This window comes from Allohahella sp. A8 (genome assembly GCF_047946665.1).
GTDB lineage: Bacteria > Pseudomonadota > Gammaproteobacteria > Pseudomonadales > Oleiphilaceae > Allohahella.
Genome location: NZ_CP172312.1, coordinates 3,028,815 through 3,045,431, shown reverse-complemented (window position 1 = coordinate 3,045,431; position 16,617 = coordinate 3,028,815). Strand labels below are relative to the sequence as shown.

The following is a 16,617-nucleotide window of genomic DNA, read 5'->3' as shown; positions in this document are numbered from 1 at the left end:
GCAGATGCATCAGTCACATCGACTGCCACGGCAACCCGTACGAGGACAGTCGGCATCAGCCGGCCTGTACCGTCGTGGTGCCGCGCCTGCACAGTCTTCCGGTGCCCACACCCGCTATTTCAGCCGGCAGGGCAGACCGACTTCACGCGGAGCAAGTCGGCTGGGCCCCTCGTTCTGGCAACGCTTCAGCGCGACTGCCGGTCGGTGCTGGGCCGCCTTGACAGCATTTTCATCGTCTGCGCGCGTCAGGCAGACCTGTGTGCATGGTGGAATATTCGCGTTCTGGTTACTTACTTTCGGTGGTGCGTATGCTGGTCTACGGGCACTCGACAAGCCAGTGAGTGCCGTGGAATTGATGTCGGAAAATCAGTTCACCACGCAGAGACTGATCGATGAACTGGTGCCTTCCGGTCCCGACACCAGCTTCTATCTTTACGACCTGCGCCAGGCACAGCGGACGCTGGCCGAGTTGCCCTGGGTCCGGAGTGCATCGGTATTGAGAGGTTGGTCAGGCAAGCTGAAAGTGACGGTTGAGGAACATGTGCCTGCCTTTGCATGGTCGGATGTCTCTGAACAGAACGGCGCGGGATCAGTGAACGGAGAATCCCGGTTTTCAGCCTTCGTCAGCAAAGATGGCAGCCTGATTGAGCTACCAGCTGGCGAGGTCTACGGAGATACACCGGCCAGTCTGTCAGCCGTTGAGAACCTGCGCAGCACTATCGGCATGCTGCCAGTTTTCGAGTGGAATGGTGAGTTTTCGGCAACCCAGGCCCAGAGCAACGATTTCCTCGTGCAGTACGACGAAATCACTCGGGTACTGGAAACCGGCGAACTTGATCTGAGCGTTGCCAGCCTGCGGAAGTCGGCGGCTGGTAGCTGGTCAGTCCAGCTCGAGTCGCTTCAATCAGGTGTCAGTGACGCCAGTGTACCGGTCAGCTTCGAGCTGCGGCTTGGTTCAAAGGATTTGCAGAGCCGCCTGCAACGATTCGTGACGATTTATAACCGTGGCCTGCACCGGGACGCCAGCACTATTGCCTATGCCGACCTGCGATATACAAGCGGGCTGGCTATCGGCTGGCAGAAACAGGCCGAGCAGGACCTTACAGACAAGAAGCTTCAGGGATTGGGAAAAAATGGTAAGTCCTAACGGAAACATGATTGTTGGCCTTGATATCGGGACTTCAAAAGTCGTCGCCATCGTTGGTCAGAAAACCGACGACGGCAGCATCGAAATCGTCGGACTTGGCTCGCAGCCTTCACGGGGACTCAAGCGTGGCGTCGTTGTCGACATCGAAGCCACTGTTCAGGCGATCCAGCGTGCTATAGAGGAAGCCGAGCTGATGGCCGGCTGCCGAATTCACTCGGTTTATGTCGGCATTGCCGGGAGCCATATCAAGAGCTTCAACTCGCATGGCATCGTTGCGGTGCGTGATCGTGAAGTCGTACCAGCCGATCTCGACCGCGTGCTGGACGCTGCCCAGGCGGCAGCCATTCCCGCAGACAAGCGCATCCTGCATGTGATTCCCCAGGAGTACGTGATCGACAACCAGGAGGGCGTCAAGGAGCCGCTGGGCATGTCTGGCGTCAGGCTGGAAGCGAAAGTTCATCTCGTCACCTGTGCCGTCAACGCCTATCAGAACATTGAGAAGTGTGTGAAGCGCTGCAATCTCGAAGTCGAGGAAATCATTCTCGAGCAGCTGGCGTCAGCTTATGCCGTGCTGACAGATGATGAACGTGAGCTGGGCGTCTGCGTGGTCGATATCGGCGGCGGCACCACCGACATCGCCATCTTTACCGGCGGCGCCATTCGCCATACGGAAGTCATTCCGATTGCCGGCGATCAGGTGACCAACGACATCGCCATGGCGCTGCGAACACCGACTCAGCATGCGGAAGATATCAAGATCAAATACGCCTGTGCACTTACACAGCTCGCAGGCGCGGATGAAAAGATCAAGGTCAGTGGCGTCGGTGACAGGCCACCGCGGGATCTCAGCAGGCAGGCCCTGGCTGAAGTCGTCGAGCCACGATACGAGGAGCTGTTTACCCTGGTACAGAACGAGCTTCGTCGAAGTGGCTTTGAGGACCTCGTGGCGGCCGGCATGGTGCTGACCGGTGGAACTGCCTGCATGGAAGGTGTAGTCGAACTCGCCGAAGAAATTTTCCACATGCCAGTCAGGCTCGCATCGCCCCAGGGCGTTACCGGCTTGTCGGATGTAGTGAGCAACCCGAAGTACAGCACAGCCGTAGGGCTGCTGCAGTACGGGTTCAGACAACTCGACAGCGGACGGGGCAATTCGCAGAAAACAGATCACTCCACGAACTGGTTGCAGAGGCTGAAGCACTGGTTCGCTGGCAATTTTTAAATAGTTCAGTCATGAAAAAAGAAGTTAATTCAATAACAAAATAATCAACATCACTGTTGAGGGAGATTTGGGATATGTTTGAACTCGTCGAAAGTGTTACACAGAATGCAGTCATCAAGGTCGTTGGCGTCGGTGGTGGTGGCGGCAACGCCGTTCGTCACATGCTGGAAAATCAGGTGGCTGGCGTCGAATTCGTATGCGCCAATACCGACGCCCAGGCGCTGCGCGATCTTGATCCAAAGCACGTCATCCAGCTTGGTGGCAATATCACCAAAGGTCTGGGCGCAGGGGCTAATCCTGACGTGGGTCGTCAGGCTGCCATTGAAGATCGCGAGCGCATCGCTGAAGTCATTGCCGGTGCCGATATGGTATTCATCACAGCCGGTATGGGCGGCGGCACAGGTACAGGTGGCGCGCCAGTTGTAGCGGAAGTTGCACGTGAGCTTGGCATTCTGACCGTTGCCGTTGTCACGCGCCCGTTTCCCTTCGAAGGCGCCAAGCGCATGAAGATCGCCGAAGCCGGCCTCAAGGAGCTTGGGCAGTACGTCGACTCGCTCATCACCATCCCCAACGAGAAGCTGCTGAGCGTCATGGGCAAGAACACCAGCCTGCTGGACGCCTTCGCTGCCGCCAACGATGTCCTGCTCAATGCCGTCCAGGGTATTGCAGATCTTATCGTCAACCCAGGCATGATCAACGTCGACTTTGCCGACGTGAAGACCGTCATGTCTGAAATGGGCATGGCAATGATGGGCTCTGGTGTTGCGTCAGGCGAAGGTCGTGCGAAGGAAGCTGCAGAGCATGCCATCAGAAGCCCACTGCTCGAGGACATCAATCTTCAGGGTGCGCGTGGTATACTGGTCAATATTACCGCAGGCATGGACATTTCGCTGGGCGAGTTCGCCGAAGTGGGTGCCATTATCGAAGAGTTTGCTTCAGATTCGGCTACCGTGGTTATTGGTACTGCAATCAACAATGAGCTGAAGGACGAGATTCGCGTTACTGTAGTCGCAACTGGACTCGGCGGTTATGAGAAGCCGGTGAAGGTGGTCGACAACAGCTCCCGTCAGCCCAATGGAACGACTGATTATCATCAGCTCGACCGTCCAGCCGTCATGCGCAAGCGAGGCCACAGCGGTGGTTCAGTGGGTAATGCCGCGCTCGATAGACGTGCTGTAGGAGAATCCCCCAATATCGATTACCTTGATATTCCGGCATTCTTGCGTCGACAGGCTGATTGATTCAAGCCTTGCAGAGGTCGTTTCTCGCCGCCATATCGAATCCAGGGGGCGGGAAACGGCATCATGATATTTTGCGATTTCCAGCTGTGATGATGCTGACAAATTCGTCGTCACAGCGCATATCGGTCCGTCAGATAGTGTTGAAGAATCAGGCTCTGTGCCGGTAATTACCTAAGGCGTAAGGCCTTTCGACCGGCCAGACTCTGGCTATACTGAGGACGTCAGAATGACTACGCGGTCCAGGAATAAGGTCTGCTTCTACTTACAGACAACCTGCATCTTGATTGGATGAGCAACGCAATGATTAGACAGCGCACTCTCAAGAATACAATTCGGGCGACCGGTGTCGGCCTGCACTCTGGTGACAAGGTCTACCTGACTCTGAAGCCGGCCCCCGTCGATCACGGCATCGTGTTCGTGCGCACGGACCTGCAGGGACAGAACAGAGTGGATGCCAAGGCAGGTAATGTCGGAGACACAGTGCTGTCTTCCAACCTGGTCAAGGGTCAGGTTCGCGTCTCCACCGTCGAGCACCTGATGTCAGCATTCGCAGGTCTTGGTATCGACAACTGTGTCGTCGAGCTGAGTGCGGCCGAAGTGCCGATCATGGACGGCAGCGCCGGTCCATTCGTTTACCTGATCCAGTCTGCCGGCATCCAGGAGCAAAGCGCTGCGAAGAAATTCATCCGCATCAAGCGCGAAGTGACTGTTACCGATGGCGACAAGGTGGCAAGCTTTCTGCCGTTTGATGGCTTCAAGATGAGCTTTGCGATCGATTTCGATCATCCGGTCATCAACAATTATTCGCAGAGCACTAGCATAGACTTTTCCAGAACGTCCTTCGTGAAGGAAGTCAGCCGGGCCAGAACCTTTGGTTTCATGCGCGATATCGAAAAACTTCGCTCCATGAATCTGGCGCTTGGTGGCAGCACTGATAACGCCATCGTCATCGATGACTACAAGATTCTTAACGAAGAAGGTCTTCGTTATGAAGATGAGTTCGTCAAGCACAAGATTCTTGATGCGATCGGCGACATCTATCTGCTCGGCTATTCGCTGTTGGGTGAGTTCAGAGGCTTCAAGTCGGGCCACGGTTTGAACAATATGCTGGCACGTGAACTCCTGCAGCAGTCGGATGCCTGGGAAATGGTGACCTTCGAAGATCCTGCAGTCGAAGTACAGGGCGTTCTTCAGCCAGGCTGGGCCTGAGCGTGAAACGCTGCTGATCGCCTGATCAGCCGAGACAACAAACGAAGCGTCACTCTGGTGGCGCTTTTTTTTGTCAGGACGATTGCCGTCGAGCCGCCTGTTGCAGGGTTTTGACGAGCTGGGACAGTGCCTGATCGACAACATCACCTTCTTCATCCGCCTGCCTGTGCGCATCCAGTAGATCGATTGCGTCCGTAGTATTGGCTAGCCACTGCAAGGTCGCGGCGTCAGGCAGGTGAAAGCCTTGCCTGAACTTCTTGCGCCGTTCTACTGGTCTAATCTTGGGTTTGATTGCGGTTACGCCCGTGAAATGACTGTTGTCAGCGAGCGCATTGACGATCGTGTGTTGCTGCAGTCTGAGCAGTGTTGCTGTAGATGCTTCCTCGCATTCCACATGAAGTAAGCCGTTGTCCGTGTAGAGCACGCGTACCTTGCCGCGAAGTCTTGCCGGCAGCGCTGCTTCAAAACTTGCCTGATAGTCAGCATAGGCTCCGGCTTGTGACACAATCGACGAAAGCTTCTGTTTGCGGATCGGACGTCTATAGGGGCTATTCCCTTTGGCTCGGCCAACCGTGCTATCATCGCTTGCGTTTTTTTGACTATTGAGCAGGGCGTCTATTGATTGTGGGAGCGATTTCGGCTTCTTCATGGCGCATCTGCCTTTGGTTTTATAGCAGCGCAGGCTGCAGTCATGTAAGTGTGATGCTTATGGAGTGTAATTAGCCAGTACCATAATCAAATGTGGAGACAGGATGAATTTTCTCATAATGCGCATGGATTCGCACACCTCGACAACGGCTGCGGTATCCGCTCGTGACATCAGACGATGGATCTTTCTCGCTCTTAGCCTGATGGCTGCACTGTGTCTGCTGAGCTTTTCAGTGGGTCAGCAGCTTGGGGAGAAGGCCGTAGTCGAGGCTCAGAATGCCGTTCTCGAACGCCAGGTCGTTCAGAACTGGACCCAAACGCTGGAAGATCAGGCGACTGCCATCGCAGTTACCAGGCAGCAATATAGTCAACAGATGGACATGCTGACGCTCAGGCTGGGTGAGTTACAGTCGAGACTGCTACGGCTGGATGCCCTCGGCCAGCGGCTTACCTCAATGTCAGAGCTCCCTGAGGGTGAATTCGACTTTGACTCGCTCCCATCGGTCGGGGGGCCTGAAGACGTCATTCCGCCGGAGTCCTTCAATTTGGCCGATCTCGACGCCTCGCTCAGCCGTCTTGAGCTGCAGGCTGAGTCCCGGCAACAGCAGCTCGGCGTTTTGAGCGATGTGCTGGTTCACGACAAGATCGCTCGTCAGCAGGTCCTGGCCGGCAAGCCGGTGAGAACAGGCTGGCTATCATCGCAATATGGCTTTAGATCCGATCCCTTTACTGGCAGGCGAGCCTGGCACAATGGCCTCGACTTTGCCGGCAAGGCCGGCAGCGATATCATCGCTGTCGCGGGTGGCGTAGTGATATTCGCCGGTACGCGATATGGCTACGGCAATACTGTGGAGATCGCCCATGGCGATGGACTGGTCACCCGGTATGCGCACTGCAAGGAAATTCTGGTTTCGGTCGGTGATGTGGTGCAGAAAGATCAGACTGTAGCGCTGCTTGGGTCGAGTGGCCGCTCAACGGGGCCGCATGTGCACTTTGAGGTACTGCAGGACGGCAAGGGCGTTAGCCCACAGAAGTACGTTCAACGAGCTACGGCCCGTGCAGGCTAGAATGCCAGACAATGACACGGCGCATCATGCGCCAATATGGGCGCCGGTCTGATCGCGCTCCCCTTTATCCACGCCTCGATTCAGCGTTACAATGCTCGGCTTTCCGTAAGCTCGGTCTACTGATCGCGCAACGGCGCAGACAGGCTTGAGCCAGGGGCGTCTGTACAATTTCTCGGATTTTGGGCGGCAGGCAGTCTGAATTGCCACTTACCCGATAACAGCAGGTCAGATTTATCTATGTTCGCTTCAGTAGCCAAGAAAGTTTTCGGTAGCAAAAATACTCGTGAAGTCAAAAGGATGGGTAAAACCGTCCGCAAGATCAATGAGCTCGAGGAAGGGCTGAAGAAGCTCGACGATGCTGAGCTGCAGGCGAAGACCGCCAGTTTCCGCGAGCGTATTGGCAAAGGCGAAACGCTCGATCAGATCCTGCCGGAAGCCTTCGCGGTCGTTCGTGAGGCCAGCCGCCGTGTGATGGGTATGCGTCACTTTGACGTCCAGCTCGTCGGCGGTATGGTGCTTCATGATGGCAAGATCGCTGAAATGAGAACTGGTGAGGGTAAGACGCTGGTCGCGACCCTGCCGGTTTATCTCAATGCCTTGTCTGGTCGTGGCGTGCACGTGGTCACAGTAAACGACTACCTCGCTCGTCGTGACGCTGAATGGATGGCGCCCCTGTACCGCTTCCTTGGCCTGGAAATCGGCATCGTCGTCAGCGGTCAGGACCAGGCTACCAAGCGCGCGGCCTATGCTGCTGACATCACCTATGGCACGAACAACGAATTCGGCTTCGACTACCTGCGCGATAATATGGCCTTCAGCATGCAGGACAAGGTCCAGCGCGGCCAGATCTATGCCATCGTGGACGAGGTCGACTCCATCCTCATCGATGAGGCCCGAACGCCGCTGATCATCAGTGGTCAGGCTGAGGACAGCTCCGATCTGTATCGTCGCATCAATGCCCTCGTGCCAAAGCTCGAGCGCGGCGAACCTGCTCCGGAAGGTTCGGCGATTGCTGCGAAACTTGGCGAAGCAGTTACTGAAGCCACTGGCCACTTCACCATTGATGAAAAAGCCCGCAACGTAGAACTGACCGAAGCCGGCCATGCCTACGTTGAAGAGCTGCTCATTGGCGAAGGCCTACTGGAAGAAGGCGAATCGCTGTATTCCGCTTCCAACCTGAACCTGCTGCATCACGTCAGTTCCGCACTCAAAGCGCACCATCTGTTCACCAAGAACGTCGAATACATCGTTCAAAACGAGCAGGTCGTCATCGTTGACGAACATACCGGTCGAACCATGCCGGGTCGCCGCTGGGGCGATGGTCTGCATCAGGCCATAGAAGCGAAGGAAGGTCTCAATATTCAGGCTGAAAGCCAGACCGTGGCGTCCACCACCTTCCAGAACTATTTCCGTCTGTACGAAAAGCTTGCTGGCATGACCGGTACTGCCGATACAGAAGCCTTTGAATTCCGTCAGATATACGGCCTCGATGTCGTCGTCATCCCGACCAACAAGCCGGTCAGCAGAATAGACCACAACGATCTCGTGTTCATGACGGAGGGTGAGAAATACGCCGCCATCATCGAAGACATCAAGGAAGGGATTGCAGAAGGCCGGCCTATCCTCGTCGGCACTGCCTCCATCGAGTCCAGTGAGCTGGTTTCCAGTCTCATGAAGAAGGAAGGACTGCCACACAACGTGCTGAACGCCAAACAGCACGAGCGCGAAGCCACGGTAATCGCTGAAGCTGGACGTCCCGGCACAGTCACCATTGCTACCAACATGGCCGGTCGTGGCACCGACATCGTGTTGGGCGGTAGCTGGGAAGCGGAGCTGGCAGAGCTTGAAGCTGAAGGGGCCTCCCAGGACAAGATCGATGCAGCCAAGGCTGAATGGCACAAGCGTCATGAGGCTGTGCTGAAGGCCGGCGGCCTTTACGTCATATGCTGCGAGCGTCATGAGTCGAGACGGATAGATAATCAGCTTCGAGGTCGGTCTGGCCGACAGGGCGATCCGGGATCGACACGCTTCTACCTGTCGCTCGAAGATAACCTGATGCGTATTTTTGCGTCTGACCGCATGAAGGGCATGATGCAGGCCCTCGGTATGCAGCAGGGCGAAGCGATTGAGCACCGTATGGTGAGTAATGCGATCGAGAAGGCGCAGAAGAAAGTCGAGGGCAGGAACTTCGACGCCCGTAAGACCATTCTTGAGTACGATGACGTGGCCAACGACCAGCGTCGCGTGATTTACGATCAGCGCAATGAAGTCATGAGTCGGGAAGATATCTCGGACATGATCGAGACCATCCGGATTGACGTGGTTGATGCGTTCATCAGCCAGTTCGTTCCGCCAATGAGCATGGTAGAGCAGTGGGACGTTGCCGGGCTGGAGCGTGGACTGAAGGAAGAGTTCGCGATCACCTTGCCGATTCAGCAGTGGCTGAACGACGACAAGCGGCTGGTGGAAGAGACCTTGCGTGAAAAGATCCTCAAGGCGCTGACCGAGGTGTATCACAACAAGGTTGAGCAGATCGGGCAGGAACGGGCACGCTCGCTCGAGAAGCAGCTCTTCCTGGAGAAGCTCGACTTCTTCTGGAAAGAACACCTGCACAATATGGACACCCTGCGAATGGGTATCCACTTGCGTGGCTACGCGCAGAAGAATCCGAAGCAGGAATTCAAGCGCGAGGCCTTCGAGTTGTTTCAGACCATGCTGAGCTCGATCAAGCAGGATGTTATCCGCTGGCTTTCGAAAGTGCAGGTGCGTGCTCCGGAGGAAATAGAAGCGCTTGAGAACCAGCGTAGGGAGGCCATTGCGCGTGAACTGATGCAGTCTAAGGCCGAGCATCCTCAAGCTCAGTCTGGCTTGATGGATGAGTCAGAGCAGTCCCGTGGTGACGACTACGGTGCTGGTGAAGGCGACGACGAACAGGGCCCTGGTACCTTCAAGCGTGATACTCGCAAGGTCGGCCGGAACGAGCCGTGCCCATGTGGTTCCGGTAAGAAATTCAAGCAGTGTCACGGTAAGGTGGTTGCCTGATATGGCTATAGGTCCTGATGTATTAAGTGAGCTGGCGCCCATCGAAGGCGTACGGATCGGTGCCGCGAACGCGCAGATCAAGCGCCCTGAAGGCGACGATTTGATCGTGTTCGAACTCTCATCCGACTGCCAGGTTGCTGGTGTGTTCACCCGCAATCAGTTCTGCGCGGCGCCAGTCGTCGTAGCTCGTGAGCATCTGCGCAACGGGATGAAGCAGGGGCACGTACGCTATCTGATCATCAATACCGGCAATGCCAACGCAGGCACAGGGCCGGATGGGCTGGCAGCCGCCTATCAGATGTGTGAGACGCTCAGTGATCAGCGTGAACTGGTGATGCCGTTTTCCACAGGCGTCATTGGTGAGCGTCTGGCTATCGAAAAGATCATGGATGCGGCGCCTGAAGCTTTGGCATCCATGGCACCCGATAACTGGGCCCGTGCAGCCAGAGGTATATTGACCACGGACACTCGACCAAAGGGTAGTTCGTGTCAGGTGCAGCTCGGGGACGACCTGATCACCATCACGGGTATCAGCAAAGGTTCTGGCATGATTTGTCCGAACATGGCGACCATGCTGGCGTTCGTTGCCTGTGATGCACGAGTCTCCGCAGAGGCCCTGCAGTTGCTGCTTACCGAGACGTCGGCCAAAACCTTCAACAGGATCACGGTGGATGGGGATACCTCGACCAACGATGCCTGCGTGCTTGTGGCCACTGGCGCAAAGGGCCAGGTTACACTGGACACCGAACATGCCGACTGGGCGCTATTTGCCGAGGCCGTCGAAGGGGTCTTCACGGAACTCGCTCAAGCCATAGTGTTGGATGGCGAGGGCGCTACCAAATTTATCACTGTGCAGGTGGAAGAAGCCGCTACGCCGGCCGAGGCGCTGGATGTTGCGTACACGATCGCGCACTCGCCGCTTGTGAAGACTGCGTTTTTTGCATCCGATCCAAACTGGGGCCGCATCCTCGCAGCGGTAGGTCGCGCCCGGTTTGACGTAAGTCATGGCAACGGCAGTCTCGACCTTCGTGCTGTGCATATCGATTTGAATGATGTCTGCATCGTCAGCAACGGTGGCCGCAACGCCGAGTATACCGAAGCAGCGGGGCAGGCAGTCATGGCAGAGGAATTTATCACCATTCGCGTCCGACTCGGCCGCGGGGGCTGTAGCGATAGAGTCTGGACAACCGACCTGTCATACGACTATGTCAAGATCAACGCAGAATACCGAAGCTGAATCTGGTCAGGTTGTTCGGCCGTGGAGTAAGGCGCAGGCATGCAAGTCAACTCGATCTTGAGCAATACCCAGGCTATTCAGGTCGCAGTTGGCGTACTGACGAGAGGTGCTGGCCCAGACAGGGAAGTGTTCGTGACCAGGCGGCGCTCGCATCAACATCAGGGCGGTCTTCTGGAGTTCCCCGGTGGCAAGTGCGAACCTGGTGAATCCATAGAGCTCGCAATGGCACGGGAGCTGCGTGAAGAACTGGGCATCGTATTCAGCGAAAGAACGACCCTGCGGCCCTTGATCGAGATTCCCTGGGTCTATGGTGCCGGCAAGTCTGCGAAGCGGGTGAACCTGAATGTGCTCGAGGTACAGCACTGGATGGGCGAGCCGCGAGGCGTGGAAGCCGAGGAGGCGAGCTGGACCAGAGTAGTCGATCTTGAGCCACGTCATTTTCCCTCGGCCAATCGTGGTATCATCAGTGCCTTACAAGCCGCTGTGTTTGTGCAGATTACGCCGGACTTTCCCTCGCAGCGTGAGCTTGAAGCCAACCGGCAACGGTTGTCGGCTTCGTCTGTTGATGTGACGCGTCGCGAGCGAACTGCTGATCTTTCAGTAAGTCTGTCAGGCTGGTTGATGTCTCAACAGGTGCAGCAGCTCAGAGGCCGCTTGAGTGTTCTCCTTCGGGCCAAGCATCTATCAGCTCTTGAGTATGCTGAGCAGGCGGCGCTCGTGCAGCGGCAGATTCTCGCCGAAGCCCCTTTCGACGGCGCGCTGCCCTTGGGCGTCTATCTCGATCATGGCAATGGCGGCGGGCTGTCGGCCGGCGATCTGCCGCGCTGGCTAAGAGCATTTTCCGGCAAACTGACGCCGGACCAGGGCTTGCCCAGAGGTGCAGCGTTCATCCAGCTTACCTCGGCCCAGTGCGAATACTGGAGTGACAGGCTCGATACTGGCGCCGCCCCTGAAGAGTACTACGCGCTGGCGAACGAAGCGTCGGCTTCTGGCGGGTACGGTCCGCTGCGAAAGATGCTCAATCTGCCTGACTTCTGCCTGCTCAGTGCATCGGTGCACACACATGAAGCGCTCTGGCAGGCCGTACTGCTCGGCGTGGATCAGGTTTTCATTTCACCGGTGGCCCGGACGCGAAGTCACCCGGACGTCCGACCCCTGGGTTGGAGTGGCTTCGCTCACCTGACTCGGGCGTGTCCGGTGCCAGCCTTCGCACTTGGCGGACTTACCGACCAGGATGTGAGTACGGCGATCGTACGCGGCGGTCAGGGCATTGCTGCGATTCGTGGTTTTGGATTTCCTGAGAAATGATTTTCAACCGCAGCCAGGAGATCTAGCGCAGATATGACGCTTACGCATCTAAACCAGAGCGGCGAGGCCAATATGGTCGATGTCGGCGATAAGGCCGTTACCAGCCGCACGGCGGTTGCAGAGAGCCTTGTCGTCATGTCGCCCGCGGCCCTCGAGCAGGTACTTGCCGGCAATAACAAGAAGGGCGATGTGTTCGCCACGGCCCGGATTGCGGGCATCCAGGCCGCAAAGCGCACTGCCGAGCTGATCCCGCTCTGCCATACCCTGCTTCTCAGCAGTGTGAAAGTGACGCTCGAAGCCCTTCCTGAGCGTCACGCCGTGCGCATCGAGTGCCGCGTCCGCACCAGTGGCCAGACCGGTGTCGAGATGGAGGCGCTCACTGGCGCCAGTGTAGCGGCACTCACTGTTTACGACATGTGTAAGGCTGTAGACAAGGGCATCCGTATAGAGAATACCGCGCTACTCGTGAAAACGGGTGGTGCAAGCGGTGAGTGGCATCGGCAGGAGGCACCAGCCAGTGATTGAAGTTCTGTTTTTCGGTAAACTGCGTGAAACGATGGGCGCCGCCAGCTGGCAGATCGACCTCAGTAAGCTTGGTCCAGCACCTACGGCTGATGAGGTTTTGTCAGCCGCGTTCGACCATTTGGCACAAGGGCGCGAGAATCTGGCGGCGGATACCCGGAAGGGCTTGCGTTGCGCCATCAATCAGAACATGACTGACTTCAGCGCCTGCGTTGAGGATCACGATGAGATAGCGTTCTTTCCACCAGTCACAGGCGGCTAGCCTGTTCAGTGAGGCGGTAATTGAGTAACGACCAGGCACTGATCGACCGTTTCAACCGACGCGTGACCTACTTACGAATGTCGGTAACAGATCGCTGTGACTTTCGTTGCGTTTACTGCATGGCAGAAGAGATGACCTTCCTGCCCAAGTCCAGCGTGCTGACACTTGAGGAGCTCGCCCATATCGGCTCGACCTTCGTTGAGCTCGGCGTGCGGAAAATCCGGCTGACGGGTGGAGAGCCCTTGGTGCGTCGGGGCGTCATGGGTCTGGTGACCCAGTTGGGTCGCCTCGAGGGGCTTGAAGAGCTGACGATGACGACAAACGGTTCTCAGCTGGTCAAACTTGCGCAGCCCTTGCGGGCGGCCGGCCTTTCCCGCCTCAATATCAGTCTCGATAGCCTGAATGCTCAGCGCTTCCGCGAGCTGACACGGACGGGTGACCTGGACCAGGTGCTGCGCGGCATCGATGCGGCCAAAGCTGCTGGCTTCTCATCGATCAAGCTCAACGCTGTTGTCTTGAAGGGACGCAACGAGGACGAAGTGCTCGATCTCGTCCGCTACGTGCTGGCGCGTGAGCTCGACCTTTCTTTCATAGAAGAAATGCCGCTTGGTGCCATCACGGAACACGATAGGGCGAGCGCCTTCGTATCGAGTGAGTCGATCAGGCAAATTATCACGAGTGAATACCCGCTTCAGCCAATGCTGGCGCAAACCGCGCTGGGTGGGCCGAGCCGTTATTGGCAGACGCCTGGCCACAAATCGAAAATCGGCTTCATTTCGCCGCACAGCGAGAACTTCTGCGCCACATGCAATCGGGTGAGGCTCACAGTCGAAGGTCGCTTGCTGCTTTGTCTTGGCAACGAACATTCGGTAGATCTCAGGGAGATCGTGCGAAAATATCCGAACGACAGGGTCGCATTGAAAGCAGCGATCGTGGCCTCAATGGACGTCAAGCCAGAGCGACATCATTTCGATCTCGATGAAGAGCCTCAGATCGTCCGTTTCATGAATATGACAGGTGGATAGCCCGTGTCAGTGAATCAGTCAGTTAGTAACTCAGATGATGAGTCGACAAAGCAGTCAATGACCTACGTAGCCAGTTGCAAGCTACCTACCCCTTATGCCGTGTTCACCATTCACGGCTTCGAAGAGTCCGCGACAGGCAAAGAGCATCTGGCTATCACCCTTGGAGACGTTGCGTCTACCGGCGAGGGTATCGACCCGCCTCTGGCTCGAACGCATTCTGAGTGTCTAACCGGTGATGCGCTTTTCAGTATGCGCTGTGACTGCGGCTATCAGCTGGATGAGGCGCTCCGCAGCATAGCCAGGGAAGGGCGGGGCATACTGTTGTATCTGCGACAGGAAGGACGCGGCATAGGGCTGCTCAACAAGGTGCGAGCCTACGCGCTTCAGGATAAGGGTGCAGACACTGTAGAAGCCAATGCCGCGCTTGGCTTTGCCGATGATCTCAGGGACTACTCGATCTGTAAGCCAATGCTTGAGTATCTGGGTGTCGCATCGCTACGTCTGATGACGAATAATCCGAGAAAAGTGGCCTCGCTGGAAGGCCTGGGTATCAATATTGCGGGGCGGGTGCCGCTGGAAGTAGGGCGAAACCCGCACAACTCCCATTATCTCAGCACCAAGGCAGGTAAGCTGGGTCACCTGCTAACCACACATCAGGATGACGACGTGGCCGTGGTTGATAGATAGCTCGGCAGGCTGTTCGTCGACGGCTGGGCGTACTCTTCAATACGTTTGAGTATGCCTGGCGCATCCAAACCGATATCGGCCAACAGCTGATCTGGTTTTCCATGCTCGATAAACACGTCAGGATGGCCCATACACAGTACCGGAACATTGCGCCGGTTCTCGTGAAGCAGCTCCATGATGGCGGAGCCCGCACCGCCGGCTTTGGCGTGGTCTTCAACCGTCACAATCAAGTCGTGCGTGTCAGCGAGCTCGAGCAGTAGCGCGTCGTCCAGCGGTTTGATGAAGCGCAGGTCTACGACGGTTGCACCGAGCGTCTTCCCCGCTTCCATCGCTGGGGCAAGCATGTTGCCAACGGCGACGATAGCTGTTCCGGCACCCTGCCTGACAATGGCCGATCTCCCAAATTCGATCGCCTCCAGCGAAGTGCCCGCTGCTACACCAGGTCCTGTGCCACGGGGATAGCGCACGGCAGCGGGGCCCTGGTGCTGAAAACCGCAACTGAGCATTGCCCGCAGTTGAGCTTCATCCGAGGCCGCCATGATGACCATATTCGGTACGGTGCGAAGATAAGCAATATCGAAGGAGCCAGCGTGGGTGGGGCCGTCCTCACCCACGAGACCAGCCCTGTCGATTGCGAACAGCACATCAAGATTCTGAATGGCGACATCGTGGATAAGCTGATCGTAGCCACGCTGCAAAAACGTCGAGTAAATCGCAACTACCGGTTTGGCGCCTTCACAGGCCATCCCGGCGGCCAGCGTGACCGCATGCTGCTCGGCGATGGCGACATCGAAATAGCGTTTCGGGTAGCGCTCGGCGAAGTCGATCAAGTCCGAGCCTTCGCACATGGCCGGGGTGATGCCCATCAAGCGCTCATCCCTGGCCGCCATGTCGCAGAGCCAGGCGCCAAAGACATTCGAGTACTTCAATGCGGGCTTCCTGCTCACTGCAGGCACAGGTATGCTGGCGGGCTTCTCAGCGGCCTTGGGTTCGATCTTGTTGATGGCATGATAGCCAATCGGGTCACATTCGGCTGGTGCGTAACCCTTGCCTTTCTTGGTCACGACGTGCAGGAACTGTGGTCCGCTCAGCTTATTGATATTTTCCAGTGTATCGACAAGCAAAGGGAGGTCGTGACCGTCGATGGGGCCGATATAATTGAAACCCAACTCCTCAAACAGCGTGCTCGGGCTGGCAACCAATCCCTTCAGGTGCTCTTCGGTCTTGCGGGCAAACTCCATAAGACCAGGTGCGCCCTGAAGCATGCGCTTGCTGCCGTCTCGAACACTATTGTAAGTGCTGCTGGAGAGCAGGCGGGCAAAGTACTTGCTCAGGCCGCCGACATTGCGGGAAATCGACATATCATTGTCGTTGAGAATGACCAGCAGATCAGTCTCTTCGTCAGCAGTATGATTCAGAGCCTCGAATGCCATACCTGCAGTCATTGCGCCATCACCGATCACGGCAATTGACTTGCGCTCGATACCTTGAAGCCGCGCAGCCAGTGCCATGCCCAGAGCAGCACTGATGGAAGTACTGCTATGGCCAACGCCAAAGGTGTCGTACTCACTTTCGCTGCGCAGCGGAAACGCCGCCAGGCCACCCTGCTGACGAACCGAAGGCATGCGCTCACGGCGTCCTGTGAGAATCTTGTGCGGATATGCCTGGTGCCCGACATCCCAGACCAACCGGTCATGGGGCGTGTTGAAGACGTGATGAATGGCGATTGTCAGCTCAATGACGCCGAGGCCTGCGCCAAAATGGCCCCCGCTCTGTCCCACGCTGTAAAGCAGGAACGCGCGTAGCTCGTAAGCCAATCGAAGCAGATCATCGGTGCTCATCTTGCGCAGATCTTCAGGCGAGTCGACTTCATCAAGTAGCGGCGTATTTGGGCGCTTAGATGGTATAGCCTGAAAAATGTGTGGCTTACTCTGTTCCAATGCTTCTATCCAATTGTAAATCCGGTTGTTCCGCCCGGCATTTCGCTCTGCGGGCACTGGTCT

14 protein-coding genes are annotated in these 16,617 nt (G+C 56.7%); 12 read left to right on the top strand and 2 right to left on the bottom strand.

The features are described 5' to 3' along the window. Nucleotides 1-4: 4 nt before the first annotated feature. From ACH3PB_RS13680 to lpxC, 4 genes are all read left to right on the top strand, one after another. Nucleotides 5-1,147: a cell division protein FtsQ/DivIB gene (locus ACH3PB_RS13680; protein ID WP_416395743.1), complete on the top strand. Its 1,143-nt coding sequence runs from the start codon at nt 5-7 to the stop codon at nt 1,145-1,147. Then, complete coding sequence (gene ftsA, locus ACH3PB_RS13675; RefSeq protein WP_416395741.1) at nt 1,134-2,366, top strand: cell division protein FtsA; 1,233 nt, start codon at nt 1,134-1,136, stop codon at nt 2,364-2,366. Before ACH3PB_RS13680 ends, ftsA begins: the two co-directional genes overlap by 14 nt. Before the next feature lie 74 nt (nt 2,367-2,440). Beyond that, complete coding sequence (gene ftsZ, locus ACH3PB_RS13670; protein WP_416395740.1) at nt 2,441-3,607, top strand: cell division protein FtsZ; 1,167 nt, start codon at nt 2,441-2,443, stop codon at nt 3,605-3,607. Between the two features lie 300 nt (nt 3,608-3,907). Then, nucleotides 3,908-4,816, top strand: coding sequence for a UDP-3-O-acyl-N-acetylglucosamine deacetylase (gene lpxC / locus ACH3PB_RS13665; protein ID WP_416395739.1), 909 nt, complete (start codon nt 3,908-3,910; stop codon nt 4,814-4,816). Nucleotides 4,817-4,889: 73 nt separating this feature from the next. Here the strand turns inward: lpxC and ACH3PB_RS13660 are convergent, their stop codons facing one another. Next, nucleotides 4,890-5,465, bottom strand: a complete 576-nt coding sequence (locus tag ACH3PB_RS13660) for a DciA family protein (RefSeq protein ID WP_416395737.1) — start codon at nt 5,463-5,465, stop codon at nt 4,890-4,892. A 103-nt stretch (nt 5,466-5,568) separates the two neighbouring features. Between ACH3PB_RS13660 and ACH3PB_RS13655 the strand changes: the two genes are divergently transcribed. The 8 genes from ACH3PB_RS13655 (at nt 5,569) to ribA (ending at nt 14,614) form a co-directional block, all read left to right on the top strand. Continuing rightward, nucleotides 5,569-6,531: a M23 family metallopeptidase gene (locus ACH3PB_RS13655; protein ID WP_416395736.1), complete on the top strand. Its 963-nt coding sequence runs from the start codon at nt 5,569-5,571 to the stop codon at nt 6,529-6,531. A 237-nt stretch (nt 6,532-6,768) separates the two neighbouring features. After that, nucleotides 6,769-9,573 (top strand): preprotein translocase subunit SecA, encoded by a 2,805-nt coding sequence (gene secA, locus ACH3PB_RS13650; protein ID WP_416395734.1) that lies wholly within the window; start codon nt 6,769-6,771, stop codon nt 9,571-9,573. 1 nt (nt 9,574) lies between these two features. Further along, entirely contained in the window at nt 9,575-10,810 is a 1,236-nt protein-coding gene (gene argJ, locus ACH3PB_RS13645) for a bifunctional glutamate N-acetyltransferase/amino-acid acetyltransferase ArgJ (protein ID WP_416395733.1), read from the top strand. Nucleotides 10,811-10,849: 39 nt separating this feature from the next. Then, complete coding sequence (locus tag ACH3PB_RS13640) at nt 10,850-12,118, top strand: NUDIX domain-containing protein (RefSeq protein WP_416395732.1); 1,269 nt, start codon at nt 10,850-10,852, stop codon at nt 12,116-12,118. A 33-nt stretch (nt 12,119-12,151) separates the two neighbouring features. After that, the gene (gene moaC / locus ACH3PB_RS13635; RefSeq protein WP_416395730.1) at nt 12,152-12,643 is read left to right on the top strand and encodes a cyclic pyranopterin monophosphate synthase MoaC; all 492 of its coding nucleotides are present in this window, start codon (nt 12,152-12,154) and stop codon (nt 12,641-12,643) included. Further along, nucleotides 12,636-12,902 carry a MoaD/ThiS family protein gene (locus ACH3PB_RS13630; RefSeq protein WP_416395728.1) on the top strand — a complete coding sequence of 89 codons (267 nt, stop codon included), beginning with the start codon at nt 12,636-12,638 and terminating at the stop codon, nt 12,900-12,902. The genes moaC and ACH3PB_RS13630 overlap by 8 nt, the downstream gene beginning before the upstream one ends. A gap of 77 nt (nt 12,903-12,979) precedes the next feature. Next, the gene (gene moaA / locus ACH3PB_RS13625; protein WP_416399459.1) at nt 12,980-13,927 is read left to right on the top strand and encodes a GTP 3',8-cyclase MoaA; all 948 of its coding nucleotides are present in this window, start codon (nt 12,980-12,982) and stop codon (nt 13,925-13,927) included. A 57-nt stretch (nt 13,928-13,984) separates the two neighbouring features. Beyond that, nucleotides 13,985-14,614 (top strand): GTP cyclohydrolase II, encoded by a 630-nt coding sequence (gene ribA, locus ACH3PB_RS13620; protein ID WP_416399458.1) that lies wholly within the window; start codon nt 13,985-13,987, stop codon nt 14,612-14,614. Here the strand turns inward: ribA and dxs are convergent. Continuing rightward, nucleotides 14,581-16,554 carry a 1-deoxy-D-xylulose-5-phosphate synthase gene (dxs, locus tag ACH3PB_RS13615; RefSeq protein ID WP_416395726.1) on the bottom strand — a complete coding sequence of 658 codons (1,974 nt, stop codon included), beginning with the start codon at nt 16,552-16,554 and terminating at the stop codon, nt 14,581-14,583. The genes ribA and dxs overlap by 34 nt on opposite strands. Nucleotides 16,555-16,617 lie beyond the last annotated feature (63 nt).